The sequence below is a fragment of the Streptomyces xanthophaeus genome, assembly GCF_000725805.1.
Taxonomy (GTDB): Bacteria; Actinomycetota; Actinomycetes; order Streptomycetales; family Streptomycetaceae; genus Streptomyces; species Streptomyces xanthophaeus.
The window spans coordinates 158074-181721 of sequence record NZ_JOFT01000009.1; the positions used below are offsets into that span (position 1 = coordinate 158074).

Below are 23648 nucleotides of genomic sequence, written 5' to 3' on the forward strand. Positions count from 1 at the left end.
CGGGGCCCTCGGCGGGCGGCCGGACGGCCTAACCGCACGCCCTGCCGGGGTAGTCCGCGCTCTCCGGGGCCCCGGCCTCGCGCATCCGCCGCAGCACCTCGTCCAGGGCGGCGTCGTCGACGTCCACGGGGATGTTGAACTCCCGGTCGAAGACCATGACCTCGTCCCCGCCCGCCTGCCAGATCACCCAGCGGGGCGGGAAGTCGGGGGCCTGCCACAGCGGGAGCAGGCGCTCCAGCGTTTCCACGTCGGCACTCACAGCTTGTTTCCCTCCGTCGCCTCGTGGCCGTCCACGAAGGTCGCCACGATCTCGATCCCTGCGATCCGGGACGGATCCACGCTGCGCGGATCGTCCCCCAGCACCACGAAGTCGGCGCGCTTGCCCGCCACGAGGCTGCCCGCGCTGTCCTCCCAACGGCAGGCGTACGCACCGGCGACCGTGTAGGCGCGCAGCGCCTCCTCCACGGTGACGGCCTCGTCCGGTCCCACCGACAGGCCCGACGAGGACGCCCGCTCGACCATGAACTGGACCGCCCGCAGCGGCGCTCCGTCCGTGACGGGCCGGTCGGAGCTGCCCACGAGGGTGACCCCGTGGTCCAGGAAGCCCCGGCCCCGGTACATCCACGGCGCCCGCTCCTCGCCCATCACGGCCGCGTAGTCGTCGCCGAAGGAGTACAGGAAGGCGGGCTGGACCACCGCGCTGACGCCGAGGCGCGCGAAGCGCGGCAGCTGGTCGGGGCGGATCAGCCCGGCGTGTTCGATGCGGTGCCGCGCGTCCGGGCGGGGCCGCAGGCGCTGCGCCCGCTCCAGGCCCTCCAGCGCGAGGTCGGCGGCGCGGTCCCCGATGGCGTGGACCGCGAGCTGCCAGCCCGCGAGGTGGCCGTCGACGATGAGGCCGAGGAGGCGCTCCGGGTCGTCCTGGAGCTCGCCGGTGTGGTCCAGGCCGACGTAGGGGGCGGTGAGCGCGGCGGTACGGGCCATCATCCCGCCGTCGGTGTAGATCTTCAGGGCGCCCAGGGACAGCCATTCGTCGCCGAAGCCGGTGCGCACACCGAGGTCCAGGGCGCGCGGGATGCCGTCGTCCCGGTGCGCGGCGAGCGGGCGGAGCGTGTCGCCGGCCGCCATGAGCTGGACCCGCAGGGGCAGCCTGCCCTGGTCGCGCAGCAGTTGGTAGGCGCCGAGCTCCACCGGGCTGTTGCCCAGCAGGCCGCCTCCGATGCCCGCTTCGGCGACGGCGGTGACCCCTTCGGAGAGGCAGACGCGGGCCGCCTCTTCGACCGCGTCGGCCATCTCCGCCTGGGAGTAGGGCAGGCGCAGCCGCCGCGCGGCGGTCATGGCGCTCTCCGCCAGGAAGCCGTCCTGGTGCGGGATCCCGGCGGGGAGCAGGTCCAGTACGGCGCTGCTGACGACGCAGCCGTGCCCGGAGTCGTGCAGCAGGAACACCTTGCGCCCGTGGGCGGCCCGGTCCAGTTCGGCGGCGGTCAGATGGCGGCCCAGGGCCCGCTGGTCGTAGCCCATGACGTCGACCCAGTCCGCCGGGTCCTTGCGCAGGGCGGCCTCCTCCACGGCCGCGAGCACGTCCTCGGCCCGTCGGCAGGGGGCCACGCTCGGGGTGGTCGCCTTCAGCCCGGTCCACGTCAGGTGCACGTGGCTGTCGATGAACCCGGGCAGCACGGTGGCGCCTTGCAGGTCGATGACCTCGCGGGCCGGCAGCGAGGTCACGGACTCGTCCAGGCCCACGATCCGGCCCCGCCAGATGCCCATGTCGCGGGCGACCGGGTGGTCCGGGTCCATGGTGAGGATGCGCGCGTTCGTCAGCCTCGTGCAGAGCATGGGTGGTTCCCGTCGCTAGGAGGGGTCCGGCGGGTCAGGCGCGTTCGGCGAGGACGGCCTCGTGGGCGACGGCAGGCGCGTCCTGGGGCACGTACCGCTTCGGCGCCGCGGGGACCATCAGCGGGGTGCCGGTCTCGGGGTCCTCGATGATCCGGCAGGGCAGCCCGAAGACGTCCTCCACCAGTTCGGCGGTCATGACGCTCGCCGGGTCGCCCTGGGCGGCGATGGTGCCGCCGGGCCGCATCACGATGAGGTGGGTGGCGTAGCGGCAGGCCTGGTTGAGGTCGTGCAGGACGGCGACGACGGTGTGGCCCTTGCCTGCGTGCAGTTCGGCGCACAGGTCCAGCACCTCGACCTGGTGGGCGATGTCGAGGAAGGTGGTGGGCTCGTCCAGCAGCAGGATGGAGGTCTGCTGGGCGAGGACCATGGAGAGCCAGACGCGCTGGCGCTGGCCGCCGGAGAGGTCGTCCACGGGCCGGTCGGCGAGTTCGAGCACGCCGGTCTGGCGCATCGACTCGGTGACGGCCTCCTCGTCCTCGGCCGACCACTGCTTGAGCAGGCGCTGGTGCGGGTAGCGTCCGCGCGCCACGAGGTCGCCCACCGTGATGCCGCCGGGGGCGTTCGAGGACTGCGGGAGCAGCCCGAGGCGCCGGGCCACCTCGCGGGAGCGGTACGAGGCGATGGCGGCCCCGTCGAGGTAGACCTGTCCGGCCTTGGGCTTCATCATCCGTGCGAGCGCCGTGAGCAGCGTCGACTTGCCGCAGGCGTTCGGCCCGATGATCACGGTGAAGGAGCGGTCGGGGATGTCGACGCTCAGGGACGTGGCCACCGTCCGCTGGTCGTAGGACAGCGTGAGGTCCTCTGCGCGCAGCCGGGGCTGCGGCGGGTTGGTCGATGTCATGCGCGGCTCTTTCGCGACTCGGTGATCAGCAGCCAGATGAGGTACAGCCCGCCGATGGCGCCCGTCGCCGTGCCGACCGGGAGCAGCGCGGGCGCGAAGGCCCGCTGTACGACGAGGTCGCTCAGGAGGAGGAGGAAGGCGCCCATGAGGGCGGACGGCAGCAGCGCGGGGCCGGACGACCGGGTGAGCCTGCGGACGACCTGGGGCGCGGCGAGGGCGATGAACCAGATGGGGCCGGTGACGGCGGTCGCGAAGGCGGCGAGGGCGACGCTGATGACGAGGAGGGCCGTACGGGTCCGGGTGACGTCGACGCCGAGGGCGCCGGCGGTGGTGTCGCCCATCTCGACCATGGAGAGGCGGCGGGAGAGGAGGAAGGCCGGCGGCAGCAGGACGGCGAGGGCGAGGCCGATGGCGTTGGCGTGCGTCCACAGCCGGTTGCCGAGGCTGCCGATCAGCCAGGACTGCGCCTCCAGGGCCTCCTGGAAGGTGGCCCTGGTGATCAGGTAGGAGTTCACGGCGAGCAGCAGGGCGCTGACGCCGATGCCGATGACGACCAGCCGGAAGCCCTGGATCCCGCGGCCGATCATGAGGAGGTGGACGACGAGGGCGGTGGCGAGGCCTCCGGCCAGGGCGCCCAGCGCGATCTGGGACATGCTGCCGTGCAGCACGATGATCACGACGAGCGCGCCCACGGCGGAGCCGTTGGTGAAGCCGATGATGTCGGGGCTGCCGAGGGAGTTGCGGGTCAGGCTCTGCAGGATCGCCCCGCTCACGGCGAGGGCCGCGCCGACGAACACCGCGGTCAGGATGCGCGGCATGCGCAGGGTGTTGACGACGAAGTCCGCGGCGCCGGAGCCGTTCCCGGTCAGGGCCTGGAGGACCTCCCCGACGGACAGCTCGAAGTCGCCGGTGGTCAGCGTGATGCCGATGAGGACGACGAGCGCGCCGACCAGGAGGGCGGTCACGGCTGCGGTGCGGCCCTGCACGCGCATCGACACCCCGCCCACCCTGACGATCCGGCCGCTGACGACGCGGGGGGCGGGGGTGCGCCCGGGTCCGGGGACGGAGGCGGAGGCGGAGGCTACGGAGGCGGAGGCTTTCGTCTCCGGTGCGGCGCTCACAGCATGACCAGCTTTCGACGGCGGCACAGCGCGATGAACAGGGGCGCGCCGATGAAGGCGGTGACGATGCCGACCTGCACCTCGCCCGGGGCGCCGAGCACCCGGCCCAGGACGTCCGAGCCGACGAGCAGCACGGGCGCGAGCACCATCGAGTAGGCGAAGACCCAGCGCTGGTCGGCGCCGACGATGAACCGGGCGACGTGCGGCACGGCCAGGCCGACGAAGCTGATCGGCCCGACGGCGGCGGTGGCGGCGCCGCACAGCAGCATCACGGCGATGGCCGCCAGGACGCGGGTGCGGCCGACGTTCACGCCGAGGGAGCGGCCCATCTGGTCGCCCATGGCCAGGGCGTTGAGGGAGGGGGCGAGGAGGAAGGCGACGACCAGGCCGACGCCGACGAACGGCAGGACGAGCAGCACGATGTCGTAGTACCGGCCCGCGAGGGAGCCGACCGTCCAGAAGCGGAACTGGTCGAAGGCCTCCGGGTCGAAGAGCAGCACGGCCCAGTTGAAGGCGTAGAGCACGGCGGTCACCGCCGCTCCGGCGACGACGAGCCGGTCGGGGGTGGCCAGCTTGCGTCCGGAGGAGCCGAGGAGGTAGACGCCGACCGAGGCGGCGGCGGCCCCGGCGAGGGCGAACCACACGTAACCCAGGGGCGATGCCACGCCCACGAAGGCGATGGCGACGACGACGCCCGAGGAGGCGCCCAGGTTGACCCCGAGCAGTCCGGGGTCGGCGAGCGGGTTGCGCGTCAGGGCCTGCATCAGGGCGCCGGACAGACCCAGCGCCGTCCCGACGAGGACGCCCAGTATGGTGCGGGGGATCCGGTACTCGTGGACGATGACGGAGGCCTGCGATCCGTCGGGGTTCCACAGGAGGTCCCAGGTCGAGGCGAAGGGGATCCCCCGGGAGCCCACCCAGACGCTGACGAGCGAGACGAGGACGAGCGCGCCGAGCGCTACGAGGAGCCCGAGGCCGCGCAGTGCCGCTGCGGCCGGACGGGCCCTGGGTGCGGAAGGCTTGGTGGGGTCGGTGGGGTCGGTGGGTTCGGCGGGTTCACCGGTCCTGGTCCCGGACGCCGCCTGGGCTTCGACGGACAACGACCACTCCCCTGGCGGCGGAATTCGGTGCCCCGCAAGCCGCGCGAAGCGTGAACGAGAACACGTCTATGCCGCGCGCGACATGACATGCAATCATTGAACTTAGGTGAGCCTAACCGTACAGCCGCCGCGGGGTCAACGCGGCGGCGGGACCTGACACGATGCCCGGGCCGGGCCGCACAGGGCCGACGGGGGCCCCGCAGGCACCCTTGGCAGACGTTTAAATTAAGATAGCCTTACCTAACTATCCTGCTCTGTTCTTGTGGAGGCGTGCATGCCCGCTGGAGAACCAACGGGAGGCACCGTCCTCCGGAGAGCCCTCGCCGATCAGCGTCGCCGCGTCACCGGAGCCTCGCTCCTCGGCATGGCGCACCAGGCGTGCGAAGCCCTCATCCCCGTCGTCATCGGTCTGGTCATCGACGAGGCGGTGGCGACCGGTTCCTCCGGCGCCCTGCTCCGCTGGCTGCTGGTGCTCGCCGCCCTCTTCTTCATCCTGTCCAACTGCTACCGCAATTCGGCACGCCTCGCGGAAGGCGCCGGCGAGAGCGCCGCGCACCGGATCCGCAAGGACCTCGCCGCCCGGGTGCTCGACCCGCGGGGCGGCGCCGACAGCGGCCGGCTGCCCGGCGCGCTGACGTCCGTCGCGACCGGCGACGCCCGCCGCGTCGGCTCGGTCGCCTCCGCGCTGCCGTACACGCTGTCCGCGATCACCGGTCTGGCGATCAGTGCGGTCGCCCTGCTGCGGATCTCCGTACCGCTCGGCCTGCTCGTCCTGCTCGGCGTACCGCCGCTGCTGTGGATCGGCCACCGCATCAGCCGCCCGCTGGAACGGCGCAGCGAGGCCGAACAGGAGCACGCCGCCCACGCGTCGGGCGTCGCCGCCGACCTGGTCGCCGGCCTGCGCGTGCTCAAGGGCATCGGCGCCGAGGCCACGGCAGTCTCCCGCTACCGCGAGACCAGCCGCAGCTCGCTGGCCTCCGCCCTGCGGGCGGCCACCAGCCGCGCCTGGCACGACGGTGCGATCCTCGCCCTGACCGGCATCTTCATCGCGGCCATCGGACTCGTCGGCGCCCATCTCGCGATGAGCGGCGACATCACCGTCGGTGAGCTGGTCGCGGCCGTCGCCCTCGCCCAGTACCTCCTCGGCCCCTTCCAGCTCCTCACCTACGTCAACGGCGAGTTCGCCCAGGGCCGCGCCTCGGCCGACCGGATCGCCGAGGTCCTCGCCTCGCCGCCCGCCGTCGCGGCCGGCACGGCCACGCTGCCCGACACCGTCGCCGGGGGGCTGCGCCTGCGCGGTGTCACCCAGGGGGTGCTCCGCGGCATCGACCTCGACATCGCGCCCGGCACCCTCGTCGGTGTCGTCACCCGCGACGCGGCCGCCGCGAACGACCTGCTGCTCTGCCTGGGCCACGAACTCGACCCGGCCGAGGGGACCGTCGAGCTCGACGGCGTACCGCTGGCCGACCTCGGCCCCGAGGACGCCCGCCGCGCGATCCTGGTCGCCCACCACGACGCGGACCTCTTCGAGGACAGCCTGCTCGCCAACGTGCGCGCAGCGACGGACGCCACGGCGGCGGACGTGGCACCGGCCCTGGCCGCCGCCACGGCCGACGACGTCGCCCAGGCCCTGCCCGAGGGCGTCGACACCGTCCTCACCGAGCGCGGCCGCTCCCTCTCCGGCGGCCAGCGCCAGCGCGTGGCCCTCGCGCGCGCCCTGGCCGCGGACCCGCCGGTCCTCGTCGTCCACGACCCGACCACCGCCGTCGACACCGTCACCGAGGCCCGGATCGCCACCCGCCTGCGGGACCTGCGCCGGGGCCGCACCACGGTGCTCGTCACCACCAGCCCCGCGCTGCTCGCCGGAACCGATGTCGTGATCATGCTCGACGACGGCCGGGTGGCCGCCGAGGGCAGCCACCCGGAGCTGGTCGCCGCCCACGAGACCTACCGCTCGGCGGTGCTGGCATGACGGCCACCCAGGACCGGGACCCACAACCGCTCGACCGAGACGCGAAGGACGAAGGACCGACGATGAGCGGACCCGACACACCCGAACGCGAGCTCCTGCCCACCGCCACCGGTGCCCGGACCTTCGCCGTCGTGCGCGAACTGCTGCGCCGGCACCGGCTGCTGTCCTTCGCCGCGGTGTCCGTCCTCGTCCTCGGCACGGGCATCGGGCTGCTCACCGCGCCGCTGCTCGGCTGGATCGTGGACCTCGTCATCGACAAGCGCGGCGAGTCCGCGCTGACCGTGCCGATGATCCTCCTCCTGGCCGTCGCCGTCGCCCGCGGGATCGCGACCGCCATCGGCAAGTCCCTGGTGGCCAGGCTCGGCGAGACGGTCCTCGCCGAGCTGCGCGAACGCTTCATCGCGCGGGCGCTGCGGCTGCCGCTGGAACGCGTCGAGAAGGCCGGTTCCGGCGACCTGACCTCGCGCGTGACCGGCGACGTCACCCTGATCGCCAGGGCGGTGCGCCAGGCCCTGCCCGAGTTCGCCGGCGCCTTCCTCACCATCGTTCTGACGCTGGTGGGCCTCACCGTCCTCGACTGGCGCTTCCTGGCCGCCGTCCTGCTGGCCGTCCCCGTGCACATCCTCACGGTCCGCTGGTACATCCCGCGCGCCGCGAGCATCTACGCCGCACACCGGGTGGCGACCGGAGCGCTCCAGCACCAGCTGCTCGACAGCGTCGGCGGCGTCCGCACCGTGCGGGCGTTCCGGCTGGGCGGGCGCCACGAAGAGCTGGTCGAGCAGCGGTCGCAGACCGCCGTCGACCTCGCGGCGCGCGGCATGCGCCTGGTCTCGGGCTTCTTCTCCCGCCTGAACATCGCCGAGTTCATCGGCATGACGGCGATCCTCGTCACCGGCTTCTTCCTCGTCGACAACGGCTCCGTGAGCATCGGTACGGCCACCGCGGCCGCGCTCTACTTCCACGGCCTGTTCAACCCGATCAACGCCGCGCTGTTCCTCATCGACGACGCCCAGTCCGCCGGGGCGAGCCTCGCCCGCCTCGTCGGCGTCTCCAGCCTCCCCGCCGAGCGGGAGCCCGACGTCCGGGCCGCCGCACCGGTCGACGGCTCGGTCAAGGTGTCCGGCCTCAGCCACGCGTACGTGGACGGCCACCCGGTGCTCAGCGAGGTCGACCTGGTGGTCGCGGACGGCGAACGCGTCGCCCTGGTCGGCGCCAGCGGCGCCGGGAAGACCACCCTCGCCAAGCTGATCGCGGGCGTCCACGACCCGGAGACCGGCGCGATCTCCCTGGGCGGGGTCGACTCCCGCGAGCTGGGCCCCTCCGGGATCCGGCAGGCGGTCACCCTGATCAGCCAGGAGGTCCACGTCTTCGCGGGCCCGCTCGCCGAGGACCTGCGGCTGGCCCGCCCCGGGGCGACGGACGAGGAACTGCGCACCGCACTGGCCCGCGTCGACGCCCTCGAATGGGTCGACGCGCTGCCCGACGGGCTGGCCACGGTCGTGGGCGAGGGCGGCCACCGGCTCACGGTGACCCAGGCCCAGCACCTCGCGCTCGCACGCCTCGTCCTCACGGACCCGCCCATCGCGATCCTGGACGAGGCCACCGCCGACGCGGGCAGCGCCGGCGCCCGCGTGCTGGAAACCGCCGCGCTGCGCGCCCTGGAGGGCCGTACGGGCCTGATGGTCGCCCACCGGCTCCCCCAGGCGGCGACCGCGGACCGCGTCGTCGTCCTGGACCGGGGACGCGTCGTCGAGACGGGCACCCACGCGGAACTCGTCGCGGCGGGCGGCCGTTACGCCGAGCTCTGGTCGGCGTGGTCCGACAGCCGCCGCGAACCTGCGGTCCAGGCCTGACCGGTCCCCCTCCGCCCAGCACGAAGGCTCCCGCCCCGGCGTTCCGGGACGGGAGCCTTCTGCCGTGTCCGGGCTCCGCGGGTTCGGCTGCGCCGGGTTCAGCCGTGTGGTGGTGCCCCACCTGCGGCGCCGCTGCACGGGACCCCGCGCCTCAAGTGCCGGCGGGGCTTGATCGAGCCCTGTCGGGGTGTGGGGCGGTGCCCCGCCGGAGGACCTCCTCGGCTCGCGCACTCGGCCCCCGCTACGGAAGCGGAGCCCGGGTTGCGCGCTCGTCCTGCGGGGGCCCTCCGCCGTGTCCCCACCCCACGGCACGTGAGGGGGGTGGAGCCGGCCCGGAAACGCGGACGCCGCCCGTGGAGGGAGTGCTCCACAGGCGGCGTCAGGGGCCGTTGCCGGTCAGCCCTGCTGGGCGACCAGGCTCGCCGGGCGCAGGTCCGTCCAGTTCTGCTCGACGTACGTGAGGCACGCCTCGCGCGTGTCCTCGCCGAAGGCGGTCCGCCAGCCAGCGGGGACCTCCGCGAAGGACGGCCACAGCGAGTGCTGCTTCTCGTCGTTGACCAGGACAAGGAAGCGACCCTGCGGGTCCTCGAACGGGTTGGTGGTCATGCGTTGTCACTCCTCGTGGACATTGCGGTGAACAGCTCGGAGAGCGGCTGCTGCGGATCGGCTGCCACGGTGCGCAGCAGCCTCTGGAGTTCGTCGGCGAGCCGCCGTGCCTTGGCGGTGCCGATCAGGTCGGTCGCGTGGATCAGGCCGCAGTGGACGGGGCCGTCCCCCTGCGGTTCGTAGAAGCTGAGGGTCAGCTGGGCCCGGGTCGAGCCGGTCGGTACGGCGTCGAGGGAGCCGATGCCGCCCTCCAGCTGCTCCAGGTCCGCCTGCTCATGGTGGATCACCATGACCTGCGGGCCCTGCGGCAGCAGTCCGGTCGCCCGGACGACCTCCTCGAAGGGCACTTCCTGGCGGTCGAGGGCGCTGAGCGTGGTCTCCCGTACGCGGGACAGCAGTTCCGCGAACGTCGGGTCGCCCGCCGTGTCGGTGCGCAGCACGACCGTGTTGAAGAAGCAGCCCACCAGGTCGGCCAGCTGGTCGTCCGTACGGCCGGCGACCATCGTACCGATGGGCAGGTCGGTGCCCGCGCCGTGGGCGGTGAGCACGGCCGCCAGGGCGGAGTGCAGCACCATGAACATGCTCGTGCCGGTCGCCCGGGCGAGCTCGTCCACGGCCGCGTGCAGCTGCTCGTCGAGGACGAAGCCGACGTGGTCGGCGCCTGCGGCGGCCGAGCGGGGGCCGTCCGCCGGGAGGGCCAGTGCGGCCGGTACGTCCTGGAGCGTCTCGCGCCAGTACGCGAGCTGGCGGCCGCCGCGGCTGTCCGGGTCGTCCAGGTCGCCCAGGACCTCGCGGGCCCACTGGGCGTAGTCGGCGTACGAGACCGGCAGCGGCTGCCAGGCGGGGGCCCGGCCGTCCGTGCGGGCCGCGTAGGCCGCGGTCAGGTCGCGGAACAGCGGGACCACCGACCACTCGTCGACCACCAGGTAGTGCATGGTCAGCAGCAGCGCCTGCGCCCCTCCGGGGGCGGTCAGCAGGTGGGCCACGAGCGGCGCCGCGCGGTCCGGCTCCGGTGCCCCGGCGGCCAGTTCGGCCAGCCGGGCCTCCAGGTCCTCGCAGGTCTCGCGGACCAGGGCCGGGGCCTGCGCGCTCCGGTGCTGCAGTACGCCGTCCACCTCGGTGAACGCCGTGCGCAGCGGCTCGTGGCGGGCCGCCACGTCGGCGAGCGCCGCGGACAGGGCGTCCGCGTCCAGGCCGCCGGGCGAGCGCAGCACCAGCGCGTGGTCGAAGCGGCCGTGGCGCCGGAAGGCGTCCCAGTGCCAGCGCTGGACGGGCGCCGCGAGCGGCGTGTCCGGGCGACCGGCCGCCGGGGCGAGGGCCGGACGGGCCGAGCCCGCGCCCTTCAGCTTGTCCTCGATGCCCGCGACGGTCAGCGCGTCGAAGACGTCGCGGATGCTCAGCTCGGCCCCGAACTCGGCGCGGATGCGGCCCAGGAGCCGCATCGAGGCCATGGAGTGGCCGCCGAGCGCGAAGAAGTTGTCGTGGACGCCGACCTCCTCCAGCTTGAGGATCTCGCAGAACAGGGCCGCCAGGCGGGCCTGCGTCCCGGTGGCCGGGCGGGCGTCGCCGGTCATCGCCGACCAGTCGGGCGCGGGCAGCGCCTTGCGGTCCAGCTTGCCGTTGGGCGTGAGCGGCAGCGGGCCGTCCAGCGGTACGACGAGCGCGGGGACCATGTACTCCGGCAGCAGCCCCGCCACGTGGGCGCGCAGCTCCTGCGGGTCCAGCTCGCCCGCGTCCGGAACGGCGTAGCCGACGAGGCGCACGATGTCGCCGTCACGGTCGGGCAGTACGGCGACCTGGGCGGCCGACGGGTGCGAGGCGAGGGCCGCCTCGATCTCGCCGAGCTCGATCCGGAAGCCGCGCACCTTCACCTGGGTGTCGACGCGGCCGAGGAAGTCGAGGTTGCCGTCGGCGAGCCAGCGGGCGCGGTCACCGGTGCGGTACATGCGGGTGCCGGGGGCGCCGAAGGGGTCGGCGACGAAGCGTTCCGAGGTCAGCGCCTGCTTGCCGAGGTAGCCGCGGGCCAGGCCGCGGCCGGACACGTACAGCTCGCCCACCACGCCCGGCGGGACCGGGCGCAGGGTGTCGTCCAGGACGTAGCAGCGGGTGTTGGGGTCGGGCCGGCCGATCGGGACCCGGCTGCCGGGCCTGCCTCCGTGCTCGCGGGCGGGCCACAGCGTGGAGTTGACCGTCGCCTCGGTGAGCCCGTAGGCGCAGATCAGGTGGGCCCTGGCACCGAAGCGCTCGAACAGGTCCGGCGGCACGGTCTCCGTACCGACGAGGACGGTCGAGCCCTCGGGCAGCTCGCAGCCCGCGGGCAGCGCCGACACCAGGGACGGCGGCAGGATCATGTGGGTGATCCGCTGGGCCGCGAGGAAGTCGGTGAGCTCGGGGCCCGCGACGCGGGCCTCGTCGGTGATCAGGACGAGGCGCCCGCCGTGGCACAGGGCCATCGACAGTTCGAAGGCGAAGACGTCGAAGCCGATCGAGGCGAACTGCAGGACCCGGCTGTCGGATTCCAGGCCCATCCGGTCCACGGCGGTGGCCACGAGGCTGGCGATGCCCTCGTGCGGGACGACGACGCCCTTGGGGCGGCCCGTCGAACCCGAGGTGTAGATCACGTACGCGGCCTGGTCGAGGCCGACCGGCCCGCCCGTGAGGGCGGATTCGGACAGCCCGGCCAGCTCGGTGGCGGTCTGCGGGGCGTCGAGCAGCACCAGCGGTACGCCCTCGGCCTCGGGGATCTTCCCGGCGACGGGCTCGGTGCCGACGACCAGGCCGGCGCCGGAGTCCTCGATCATGTAGGCCAGCCGGTCGGCGGGGTGCGCCAGGTCGAGCGGCAGGAACGCGGCGCCCAGCTTGAGCGCGGCGAGCACGGTGGCGACCATGTCGACCGAGCGGGGCACGGCCACGCCGACCACGCTCTCGGCGCCCACGCCGTGGGCGGCCAGCAGCCGGGCGATCCGGTTGGACCGGGCGTCCAGCGCCGCGTACGTCACCGAACGGGAGTGGTCGACGACGGCGACCGCGTCGGGCCGCTCGGCGAGCCGCCGCGCGAACAGGGCCGGGAAGGTCTCCTCCTCGACCGCGCGGGGCGCGCCGTTGAAGCCCTCCAGGACCAGCCGGCGCTCGTCGTCCGCGAGGATCTCCGCCTGGGAGACGGGGCGTCCGGGCGCGGCGACCAGGGCCGCGACGAGGGCCCGCAGGCGCTCGCCGAGGCGCTCGGCGGTGCTCTGGTCGAAGAGCTCCGTGGCGAATTCCAGGCGGCAGCCCAGGGAGCCCGCGCCGCCGTCGGCGGGCGTGTGCTCGGTGAAGCTGAACACCAGGTCGAACTTGGCCGAGCTGATGCGGAACGGCACGTAGTCGGCGCGCAGGCCGGGCAGTTCCAGGCCGTCGCCGGTACGGGCGTGGTAGCCGACCATCACCTGGAAGAGCGGGTTCCGCGACAGCGAGCGGGTCGGGTTGAGCTTCTCCACGACCGACTCGAAGGGCACGTCCGCGTGCGAGAACGCCGCGAGGTCGGTCTCCCGGACCCGGCCGAGCAGCTCGGTGAAGCTGGGGTCGCCGCTCAGGTCGGTGCGCAGCACCAGGGTGTTGACGAAGAAGCCGACGAGGTCGTCGAGGGCCTCGTCGCCGCGGCCCGCGATGGGCGAGCCGACGGGGATGTCCGTGCCGGCGCCCATGCGGTGGAGCAGGGCGGCCACGGCCGCGTGCACGACCATGAACATGCTGGCGCCGGTCTCGCGGGCGAGCCGCTTGAGGCCCTCGTGGACCTCGCCGTCGAAGGCGATGTCCAGTTCGGCGCCGGTGAACGACGGCCGGGCCGGGCGCGGCCGGTCCGTGGGCAGTTCCAGCTCCTCGGGGGCCCCGTCCAGGGTGGTGTGCCAGTAGTCCAGCTGGCGGGCGGCGAGGCTCTGCGCGTCCTGCGGGTCGCCGAGCAGGCGGTGCTGCCACAGGGCGTAGTCGGCGTACTGGACGGGCAGCGGCTCGAACTGCGGGGCGCTGCCGCCGGCACGGGCCGCGTAGGCGGCGGCCAGGTCGCGCAGGAACGGGCGGTCCGACCACTCGTCGGTGGTGATGTGGTGCAGCAGCAGGACCGCGACGTGGTCCTGCGGCGCGAGCTCCACGATCGTGGCGCGCAGCGGGAGTTCGGTGGCAAGGTCGAACGGCCGGTTGACGGCGGCGTCGACGATGCCGGGGATCTCGTCCTCGGTGGCGTGCAGCCGCTCCACGACGGGCCACGCCCCCTCGGCGGGCAGCACCCGCTGGACGGTCTGGCCGTCGCCCTCCACGAACACCGTCCGCAGGGCTTCGTGCCGGGCCGTGACGTCGGCGAGGGCGGTTTCCCACGCGTCGGTGTCCAAGGCCCCGTGCAGGCGCATGACCAGCGGGAAGTTGTACGCGGCGGAGCTGGCCTCCAGCTGCTGGATGACCCACAGCCGCTGCTGGGCGTGGGAGAGCGGCAGCTCGTCGGGGCGCTCGCCGGCGGTCAGGGCCGGGCGGGCGGCGCCGCCGGAGCGGGCGGCGCGCTCGACCAGCTCGGCGACGGTGGGCGCCTCGAACAGGTCACGGATGGCGAGTTCGGCGTCGAGGGCGGTACGGGCCCGGCTGACGAGCCGGGTGGCCAGCAGCGAGTGGCCGCCCAGCTCGAAGAAGTCGCTGTCGATGCCGACGCTGCCCTCGGGCAGGCCGAGCACCTCGGCGTACAGGGCGCAGAGCGTCTCCTCCCGCGGGGTGCGGGGGGCGCGGCTCGTGCCGCTGCCGGCGAAGTCGGGGGCGGGCAGGGCGCGGACGTCCAGCTTGCCGTTGACGGTCAGGGGCAGGGTGGCGACGGGGACGAGCGCCGAGGGGACCATGTAGTCGGGCAGTCCGGCCTTCAGGTGCTCGCGCAGCCGCTGGAGCAGTTCCTCCCCGGCGTCCCCGGCCGCCGCGGCGTCCTCGGGTGCGAAGTAGCCGACCAGGCGCTTGGTCCCGGTGCTCTCGTTGACGACGACGGCCGCGTGGGCGACCTCGGGGTGCGCGGAGAGGGCCGCGGCGATCTCGCCGAGCTCGATGCGGTAGCCGCGGATCTTGACCTGGTCGTCGGTGCGGCCCAGGAAGTCGAGCAGCCCGTCGGGGCGCTGCCGTACGAGGTCACCGGTGCGGTACATGCGCTCGCCCGGCTCGCCGAAGGGGTCCGCGACGAAGCGCTCGGAGTTCAGCGCGGGGCGGTCGTGGTAGCCGCGGGCCAGGCCGGTGCCGGAGATGTAGAGCTCGCCGGGGCTGCCGGGCGGGACCGGGCGCAGCATGGCGTCCAGGACGTAGGCGCGGGTGTTGCGGATGGGCATGCCGACCGTGGGGGTGGCACTGTCCGCGGTCGAGCCGCCGAGGGTGTTGATGGTGTACTCGGTCGGGCCGTACAGGTTGTAGCCGTAGGTGCCCTCGGTGCGGCGCAGCGTCGTCCACACGGTGTCGGACACGGCCTCGCCGCCGAGCAGGACCAGGGCGGGGCGGTGCTTGCCCGCCTGCTCGTCCCGCTCCAGGAGGCCCTCCTCGATGAGGAGCTGGGCGTACGTCGGGGTCACGTTGACCACGTCGACCTGGTGGCGGTCGCAGTAGGCGACCAGCGCCTCGGCGTCGCGGCGCAGCTCCTCGTCGCAGACGTGGACCTCGTGGCCCTCGACGAGCCACAGGAGCTCTTCCCACGACATGTCGAAGGCGAAGGACACGGTGTGCGCGATGCGCAGCCGTCGTCCGCCGGCCGAGGCGATGGCCGGGTCGAAGATCTCCTTCTGGTGGTTGAGCTGCATGTTCGTCAGGCCCCGGTAGGGGGTGACGACGCCCTTGGGCCGGCCGGTGGAGCCGGAGGTGTAGATGACGTACGCCGGGTACTCCAGGCGGCCTTCCACGTCGTGGGCGAAGGCCGGGCGCTCGGCGTCGGTGATCTCGCCGCCGGGCAGGGCGGCCAGTTCGGCGGCGACGGCCTCGTCGTCCAGGAGGAGTTCGGGGGCCACCGGGCCGCTCTCGCCGCGCAGGGTCGGGGCGACGGCCGCGGTGGACACCAGGCACAGGGGGCCGGTGTCCTCGGCCATCAGCCGCAGCCGGTCGGCCGGGTGGTCCAGGTCGAGCGGCAGGTAGGCGGCGCCGGTCCGCAGGACGGCGAACAGCGCGGCCACCATGTCGATGGACCGGGGCAGTGCCAGCGCGACGACCTTCTCCGGCCCGGCGCCGCGGGCCAGCAGCAGGCGGGCGATCCGGTTGATGTGCGCGTCGAGCTCGGCGTACGTCAGGGCGCGCTCGCCGAAGACCAGCGCGACCGCGTCCGGGGTGGCGGCGACCTGGGCCGTCAGCATGTCGGCGATGGTCTCGTTGGGCACGGGCTCGCGGCTGCGGGCCCACTCGGCCGTCAGGGCGGCGCGCTCCGGCGGGAGCAGCAGGTCCACGCCGACGGTACGGGCGGACGCGGCGTCCGGGGCGGCGAGGAGCTCGCCGAGCCGCTCCAGAACGGTGGTGAACCGGCCCAGGATCGTGCTCGCGGCCTGCTCGTCGAACAGGTCGGGGCGGGCCGCCAGGGTCACCCGCAGCCGGGTCTCGGGCGTGACGATCAGGGTGAGCGGGAAGTGCGTGCCGTCGACGTTCGAGACGTCGGTGATGCCGTAGCGCTGGCGCAGCGCCGCGGCGCGGTCCTCGCCGTCGGCGGAGCGGAGCACGAAGAGCGTGTCGAACAGGCGGCGGTGGCCCGTCTCCTGCTGGAGGGTGCCCAGGCCCACGTACTCGTACGGCATGACGCCGGCCCGCTCGGACTGCATGCGGCGCAGCAGGGCGAGCAGCGGCTCGTCCGGGGTGAAGGCGACCCGGGCCGGGATGGTGTTGAGGAACATGCCGATGATGCCGGCGACGTTCGGTACGTCCGCGGGGCGGCCCGCGACGGCCGTGCCGAAGGCGACGTCGCCGCGGCCGGTCATCGCGGAGAGGACCAGGCCCCAGGCGGCGTTGAGCACGGTGTTCAGGGTGAGGCCGTGCTGCCGCGACAGGGCGCGCAGCCGGTCACTGGTCTCCCGGGACAGCACGGCGTCGAAGTCGGCCGGGATGACCGGGCCCGCGTCGCGGCCCGTGGGGGCGACGAGGGTGGGCTCGTCGAAGCCCGCGAGGGCGTCGCGCCAGGCGCCGACGGCCTCGGCCGTGTCCTGGCGGTCCAGCCACTCCAGGTAGTCGCGGTACGAGCCGGGGGCGGTCAGGCCCGCGGTCTCACCGGACCGCTCGTACAGCGTGAACAGCTCCTCCAGGAACAGCCACGCGGACCAGCCGTCCCACAGGATCAGGTGGTGGGTGACGACGAGCCGGTCGCGGCCGTCGGCGAGCCGGATCAGCTGGAGGCGGCACAGCGGCGGCGCCGACAGGTCGAAGCGCTTGCGGCGGTCGGCGGCGAGCAGCTCCTCCACGCGGGAGCGCTGCTCCTCGGCGGACAGCCCGGACAGGTCGGTCTCCAGGACGGGGATCTCGGCGCCGTCCGCGATGAACTGCACGGGCCGGGGCAGGCCGTCGCTGGTGAAACCGGCGCGCAGGCTGGCGTTGCGCTCCAGGATCGCCCGGCAGGCGGCGCGCAGCCGGTCCGCGTCCAGGCGGTGGTCGAAGTCCAGGGTCTCCTGCGACAGGTAGACGTCGAGCGCGTCACCCGCATCGTAGGTGGCGTGGAAGTACATGCCCTCCTGGAGCGGGGAGAGCGGCCAGATGTCGGCGACCGGCAGTCCGGCGGCCGCCTCGACGCGGGCGCTCTCCTCCTCGGAGAGCTCCAGTCCGCCGAGCGGGGCGGGGGCCGGGGGCTCCTGCGCCGGAGCGGCGGCGGTCAGCTGGGCCAGCAGCGCCTGCAGGGCCGGGTCGACGGCCGCGCCGGACTGCTGCTGGAGGGCGAGCACGGCCTGCAGGGCGGCCGCGGCCTGCCCGGCGGCGTCGGCGGTCACCGTCACGCCGGTGCCTGCCGGGGCTGCCGGGGCTGCGGGAGCGGTCTCGTCCGGCACGCTCGCGGCCGTCGCGGCGAGCGCGGCGGGCGTGCGGTGCTCGAACACATCGCGCGGGCTGATGGCCAGTCCCCTTCCACGGGCCCGGGTGGCGACGGAGATCGACGTGAGGCTGTCACCGCCGAGCACGAAGAAGTCGTCGTCGGCACCGATCCCGGTCATGCCGAGGACGTCGGTGAAGATCTCGCACAGGGCGCTCTCCCGCTCGTCGCGGGGGGCGCGGCCGCCGGCCCGGGGGGCGACGGACGGCGAGGGCAGGGCGTTCTGGTCGAGCTTGCCGCTGGGCGTCAGCGGGATCTCGTCGAGGGCCGTCAGCGCCGCCGGAACCATGGCTGCGGGCAGCGCCGCGGCGAGCTCGCGGTGCAGGGCCTCGGCGTCCAGGGCGGTGCCCGGGGCGGGGACGGCGTAGCCGAGGAGGGCTCCGTCGCGGACGATCACGGCGGCGCGGGCGACACCGGGCAGGGCGGCCACGGCCGCCTCGATCTCGCCCAGTTCGACGCGGTTGCCGCGGATCTTGACCTGGCGGTCGGTGCGGCCGAGGTACTCCACGGCGCCGTCGGCGCGGCGGCGGACCAGGTCGCCGGTGCGGTACATGCGCTCGCCGGGCCCGCCGAACGGGTCGGCGACGAAGCGCTCGGCGGTCAGGCCGAGCCGGTCGTGGTAGCCGCGGGCCAGCTGGACGCCGGCGAGGTACAGCTCGCCCGGGACGCCCGCCGGGACGGGGCGCAGGAAGGTGTCCAGCACGTACAGCCGGGTGTTCCACACGGGCCGGCCGATCGGCACGGCGAGCTCGGTGCCCCCCTCGTAGGGGAAGTACGTCACGTCGACGGCCGCCTCGGTGGGCCCGTACAGGTTGTGCAGCGGCACGGGGGTGCTGCCGTGGCGGGAGGTCAGCTCGTGCCAGCGACGGGAGTCGGGTCCGGTGAGGGCCTCGCCGCTGCAGAACACGCGGCGCAGGCTCGCCGCCCACTGCGGGGCGCCGGGGGCGGCCTCCAGGACCTGGACGAAGGCCGCCAGCATCGACGGCACGAAGTGCATCGTGGTGATCCGCCGGGTGCGGATCAGGTCGGCGAGGTAGGCGGGGTCGCGGTGGCCGTCCGGCCGGGCGAGGACGACGCTCGCGCCCTCGACGAGGGCCCAGAAGAACTCCCAGACCGACACGTCGAAGCTCGACGGGGTCTTCTGGAGCACGCGGTCGTCGGCGGTGAGACCGTACTCGCCCTGCATCCAGGCCAGGCGGTTGACGATCGCCCGGTGGGTGACGGCCACGCCCTTGGGTCGCCCGGTGGAACCGGAGGTGTAGATCAGGTACGCGGGGTGGTCGGCCCCGGCGGCCGGGAGCGCCGCACCGGAGGCGTCGCAGGCTCCGGGGGCGTCTTCGCCGCCGTCCACCAGGACGTGGGCCAGACCCGGTACGCCGGGCAGCCGGCCGGCCGCGTCGGCGGTGGTCACGACGGTACGGGCGCCCGAGTCGGCGAGCATGAACGCGACCCGGTCGGAGGGGTAGTCGAGGTCCAGCGGCAGGTAGGCGGCTCCGGCCTTGTGCACGCCGAGCAGGGCGACCATCAGCTCTGCGGAGCGCGGGACCGCGACCGCCACGAACTGCTCGGGGCCCGCACCGCGGGCCCGCAGGCGCCGGGCCAGCGCCTCGGCACGGCGGTCGAGTTCGGCGTAGTCGAGGGTGGTGTCCTCGAAGACGACGGCCGGGGCGTGCGGGGTCCGCGCCACCTGGGCGGCGAAGAGCGAGGCGAGGGTGGCGTCCGCGTCGGGCAGGGTGCGCGCCGTGGCGTTCAGCGCGGTGAGCTCCTCCTGCTCGCTGCCGGACAGCACCGCGACGCGGGCGACCGGGCGGGCGGGGTCGGACACGAGGGTCTGGAGCAGCGCCTCGAAACGGCGGGCGACGGCTTCGACGGACGGCTGGCCGAGCCGGGACGCGTCGTACTTGAAGCGCAGCGACAGCCGGTCTCCACCGGGCTCGACGATCATCGCGAGCGGGTAGTGCACGGCGTCGAAGACCTCGGCGCCGGTGACGCGCAGCGCCTGCGCGTCCTGCTCGGCGGACAGGTCGCCGGAGGGGTAGTTCTCGAAGACCACGAGCGTGTCGAAGAGTTCCCCGTCGCCCGCGATCCGCTGGATCTCGGCGAGCCCGAGGTGCTGGTGGTCCAGCAGGGCCGCGTGCTCGTCCTGGACGCGCAGCAGCAGCTCGGCGAGGGCCTCGTCCGGGCGCAGGGAGATGCGCACCGGGACGGTGTTGATGAACAGGCCCACGGCCGCGTCCAGGCCCTCGACCTCGGTGGTGCGGCCGGAGACGGTGGTGCCGAAGACGACGTCCCGGCTGCCGGTCAGGCTGCTGAGGAGCAGGGCCCAGGCTCCGTGCACGACGGTGCTGAGGGTCAGGCCGTGGCTGCGGGCTCCGGCGGTCAGGCCCGCGGTGAGCGCGGCGGGCAGCCGGACGTCCACGTCCGCGGGGGCGGCGACGGGCGCGGGCCCGTCACCGGCCGGGCCGGCGTCGAGCAGCCGGGTGGGCTCGTCGAGACCGGCCAGCGCCTGCTGCCACGCGCTGCGCGCGGCGTCGCGGTCCCGGCCGGCCAGCCAGGCCAGGTACGGCTGCGGGGCGGGCGGCTCGGGCAGGGCCTCGCCCTGGTAGGCGGCGGTGAGCTCGCGCAGCAGGACGGAGACCGACCAGCCGTCGGCAATGATGTGGTGGAGGGTCAGCAGCAGTCGGCTGCGCTGCCCGTCCCGGACCAGGGTGGCGCGCATCAGCGGTGGCCGGCCGAGGTCGAAGCGCTCGGCGCGGTCCTGCCGCAGGACCTCCTCCAGCGGGGTGCGGGCCGTGTCGGCCTCGCGCCAGGGCAGGGCCGCGTGGTCCGGTATCCGCTGGACGACCTGGCCGCCGGGCAGCTGGCGGAACGACGCGCGCAGCAGCGGGTGCCGGTCGAGCAGCAGCTGGAGGCAGTCGCGCAGCCGCCGGGCGTCGACCGTGCCCTCCAGGTCGAGGAGCTCCTGGACGACGTACAGGTCACCGGCGTCCTGGTCGAACTCCGCGTGGAAGAAGAAGCCTTCCTGGAGCGGCGATACGGGCAGGGCGTCCTCGTCGAGCTCCACGGCCGGGGCCGCCTGCGCGGCGGCCGGGGCCTCGCCCGCCGTCCGGGCGAGCGCGGCGACGGTGCGCTGGCGGAACACGTCGCGCGGGCTGATCGCCAGTCCGGCCTCGCGGGCGCGGTTGACCATCTGGATGGCGACGATGCTGTCGCCGCCCAGCTCGAAGAAGCTGTCGTGGACACCGACCGACGGCAGGCCGAGCACGTCGGCGAAGAGCCCGGCGAGCACGTTCTCGGCGGGGGTGGTGGGCGCGTCGCCGCCGGCGGTCGCGGTCCACTGGGGCTCGGGCAGGGCCCGGGCGTCGAGCTTGCCGTTGGGCGTCAGCGGCAGCGGCCCGTCGAGGCGGACGACCGCGGACGGGACCATGTAGTCGGGCAGCGCCTCGGCGATGAGGGTGCGCGCCTGCGCCACCGAGGCCTCGGCGTCCGTGGCGGACTCGGCGACGAGGTAGGCGACGAGCCGCTTGGCGCTGCGGTGGTCCTCGCGGACCAGTACGGCGGCCTGGGCGATGCCCGGGCAGGCCATCAGGAAGCTCTCGACCTCGCCGGGCTCGATCCGGTGGCCGCGGATCTTGATCTGGCCGTCGGAGCGGCCGAGGAACTCCAGGTTGCCGTCGGCGGCCCAGCGGACGCGGTCGCCCGTGCGGTACATGCGCCCGCCCGGCTCGTCGGCGTACGGGTCGGCGACGAAGCGCTCGGAGGTGAGCCCGTGCCGGCCGAGGTAACCGCGGGCCAGGCCGCGCCCGGCGACGTACAGCTCGCCCTCGGCGCCGACGGGCACCGGGCGCAGGGCCGCGTCGAGCACGTAGGTACGGGTGTTGGGGTCGGGCTCGCCGATGGGGGCGGGGCCCGGGCGGTCCGCCTGGGCGACCCACAGCGTGGAGTTGACGGTCGCCTCGGTGAGGCCGTAGGCGACGACGACCTGGAGCCGGCCGGCCCAGCGGGCGATGAGCTCGCTGGGCACCGCCTCGGTGCCGACGATCAGGACGGCGCCGTCGGGCAGGTCGCAGTCCTGCGGCAGCGCCGAGACGAGCGACGGCGGCAGGATCATGTGGGTGGCGCGGTGGCGCGCGATGTAGTCGGTCAGGGCGGCCCCGGCGACGCGGCGCTCGGAGGGCACGACGATGATCCGGCCGCCGACGCACAGCGACATGATGAGGTCCCAGACCGTCACGTCGAAGCCGACGGAGGCGAACTGCACCACCCGGCTGCCGGACGTGATGCCGATCCGCTCGGTGGCCGTGGCGACGAGGCTGCCGACGCCGTCGTGGGAGACGACGACGCCCTTGGGCCGGCCGGTGGAGCCGGAGGTGTAGATGACGTACGCGGCCTGGTCGAGCGCGACGGGCAGGCCAACGTCGGTGGCGTCGAGCGCGCCGCACTCGGCCGCGACGGCCGGGTCGTCGAGCAGCAGGTGGGTGACGCCGGAGGCGTCCGGCAGGGCGGCGGCGAGCTCGCGGGTGGTGACGACGGTGCGCGCGCCGGCGTCCTCCAGCATGTAGAGGATGCGGTCCTGCGGGTGGTCGGCGTCCAGCGGCAGGTAGGCCGCGCCGGCCTTCATGACGGCGAGCAGGGACACGACGAGTTCGGGGGAGCGCGGCACGGCCACGGCCACGACCTCCTCGGCGCCCGCTCCGCGGGCGGTGAGGAGGCGGGCGAGCCGGTTGGCCGCGGCGTTCAGCTCCGCGTACGTGAGCTCGCGGTCCTCGCAGACGAGGGCGACGGCGTCGGGGGTGCGCCGTACCTGCTCCTCGAAGGCGCCGGGCCAGGAGAGCTCGGGGGAGTCGGTGGGCGACACGCCGAACTCGCCGAGCAGCTGGGTGCGTTCGGCGGCGGTGGTCAGTTCGATGCGGCCGACGGGGCGGTCGAGGTCCTCGGCGAGGGCGTCCAGCAGGGCCAGGAAGCGGTCCTCGTGGTCGCGCAGGGCCTGCTCGTCGCAGACGGCGGCGTCGGCGTCGAGGTGGACCCGGATGCCGTGGCCCCCGTCGGTCTCGACGAAGCTGAGGGCGAGGTCGCTGACGGGGCCGAGCCAGACGGCGTCGAGTTCGCTGTCGAGGTCGCCGAAGCGCAGGCCGTCGGGGCGGGGCAGGACGTTGACGGTGGGGCCGACGAGCTCGGGCACGCCGTCGGCGAGGCCCAGTTCGCGGGCGAGGTCCTCGGCGCGGTAGCGGCCGTGGGCGACGGCGCCGGAGACGGCCGTGCGGACGTCGGCGAGGAGTTCGGTGCCGGTCGTGCCGGGGCGGACGGTCAGCCGCAGGGGGACGATGTTGGAGACCATGCCGGGGACGTCCGCGGACACGGCGTCCTGGCGGGCGGCGACGGGCAGGCCGAGGACGAGGTCCTGCTCGCCGCTGACCCGGTGCAGGTAGGCGGCGACGGCCGCGATCAGCAGCCTGGACGGGCGGGTCCCGGCGCGGCCGGCGGCGGCGAACAGCCGGCGGGTGTCCGCGGCGGAGAGCTCCGAGGTGCGGCGCAGGCGGCGCGTCATGGGCACCGCGGCGCGCTCGACGAGGCGGACCGGCTCGGTCCGGGAGGCCATGCGCTCAAGCCAGTAGGAGCGGTCCTCCTGGTGGCTCTCCGAGGCGCGGTAGGCCTGGTCGGCGTCCACGAGGCGGGAGATCCGGCGGTCGCGCGGGGAGGAGGCGTCCGCGCCGCCCGCGCTGTAGTACTCACCGGCCTGACGGGTGACCAGGGCGACGCCCATGCCGTCCATGACGATGTGGTGGTAGCGCTGGTACCAGCGGACGCGGTCGTCCGTGAGCCGCAGCAGCGCCTGGGCGAAGAGCGGGCCGCGGGCCAGGTCGGCGGGGCGGTCGCGCTCGGAGGCGATCCACTCGGCGGCGGCCGCCTCGGGGTCGGCGGCGCCGCGCAGGTCCACGACGGGGACGTCGAAGTCCGCGGGCAGGGGCGTCTGCCGGGGGCCGTCCGCGCCGGCGCCCACGCGCACGTGCAGGCTTTCGGCTTCCGTCACGGCCTGGCGCACCGACGCGGCCAGGAGGCCGAGGTCGATGTCGCCCCGCAGGTCCAGGGTGAACACGATGTTGTAGGCGGAGCTGTCCGGGTCGATCTGCTGAGCGAGCCAGATGCCGGTTTGCCCGCCCGTGACGGGTATGCCGGAAGCGAACGTCCGGTCAGACGCGACGTCAAACATCGTCGAATGGGCC

Annotated in this window: 9 protein-coding genes; 2 read left to right on the top strand and 7 right to left on the bottom strand. The window is 74.4% G+C overall.

Annotation, left to right across the window (positions count from 1 at the left end; all coding sequences use genetic code 11):
• Positions 1–28: 28 nt before the first annotated feature.
• From IO30_RS0101975 to IO30_RS0101995, 5 genes are read right to left on the bottom strand one after another with little or no spacing between them, the layout of a single operon-like run.
• Positions 29–259 carry a hypothetical protein gene (locus IO30_RS0101975; RefSeq protein WP_031138566.1) on the bottom strand — a complete coding sequence of 77 codons (231 nt, stop codon included), beginning with the start codon at positions 257–259 and terminating at the stop codon, positions 29–31.
• On the bottom strand, positions 256–1833 hold the full coding sequence (locus IO30_RS0101980) for an amidohydrolase (RefSeq protein ID WP_031138568.1): 1578 nt from the start codon (positions 1831–1833) through the stop codon (positions 256–258). Before IO30_RS0101980 ends, IO30_RS0101975 begins: the two co-directional genes overlap by 4 nt.
• Before the next feature lie 34 nt (positions 1834–1867).
• Positions 1868–2734 (bottom strand): ABC transporter ATP-binding protein, encoded by an 867-nt coding sequence (locus IO30_RS0101985; protein ID WP_031138571.1) that lies wholly within the window; start codon positions 2732–2734, stop codon positions 1868–1870.
• Positions 2731–3855: a FecCD family ABC transporter permease gene (locus IO30_RS0101990; RefSeq protein WP_373316485.1), complete on the bottom strand. Its 1125-nt coding sequence runs from the start codon at positions 3853–3855 to the stop codon at positions 2731–2733. Before IO30_RS0101990 ends, IO30_RS0101985 begins: the two co-directional genes overlap by 4 nt.
• Positions 3852–4955: a FecCD family ABC transporter permease gene (locus IO30_RS0101995; protein WP_051858925.1), complete on the bottom strand. Its 1104-nt coding sequence runs from the start codon at positions 4953–4955 to the stop codon at positions 3852–3854. The genes IO30_RS0101990 and IO30_RS0101995 overlap by 4 nt, the downstream gene beginning before the upstream one ends.
• A gap of 274 nt (positions 4956–5229) precedes the next feature.
• Between IO30_RS0101995 and IO30_RS0102000 the strand changes: the two genes are divergently transcribed.
• Both IO30_RS0102000 and IO30_RS0102005 read left to right on the top strand, forming a co-directional pair.
• A complete protein-coding gene (locus IO30_RS0102000) occupies positions 5230–6927 on the top strand; it encodes an ABC transporter ATP-binding protein (RefSeq protein ID WP_031138577.1) in 1698 nt (565 codons plus the stop codon).
• Positions 6928–6989: 62 nt separating this feature from the next.
• Complete coding sequence (locus tag IO30_RS0102005; RefSeq protein ID WP_031138579.1) at positions 6990–8780, top strand: ABC transporter ATP-binding protein; 1791 nt, start codon at positions 6990–6992, stop codon at positions 8778–8780.
• A gap of 396 nt (positions 8781–9176) precedes the next feature.
• Here the strand turns inward: IO30_RS0102005 and IO30_RS0102010 are convergent, their stop codons facing one another.
• Together IO30_RS0102010 and IO30_RS0102015 are read right to left on the bottom strand one after the other, a co-directional pair.
• Positions 9177–9386, bottom strand: a complete 210-nt coding sequence (locus IO30_RS0102010; RefSeq protein ID WP_031138581.1) for an MbtH family protein — start codon at positions 9384–9386, stop codon at positions 9177–9179.
• Positions 9383–23635 (bottom strand): non-ribosomal peptide synthetase, encoded by a 14253-nt coding sequence (locus IO30_RS0102015; protein WP_031138583.1) that lies wholly within the window; start codon positions 23633–23635, stop codon positions 9383–9385. The genes IO30_RS0102010 and IO30_RS0102015 overlap by 4 nt, the downstream gene beginning before the upstream one ends.
• Positions 23636–23648 lie beyond the last annotated feature (13 nt).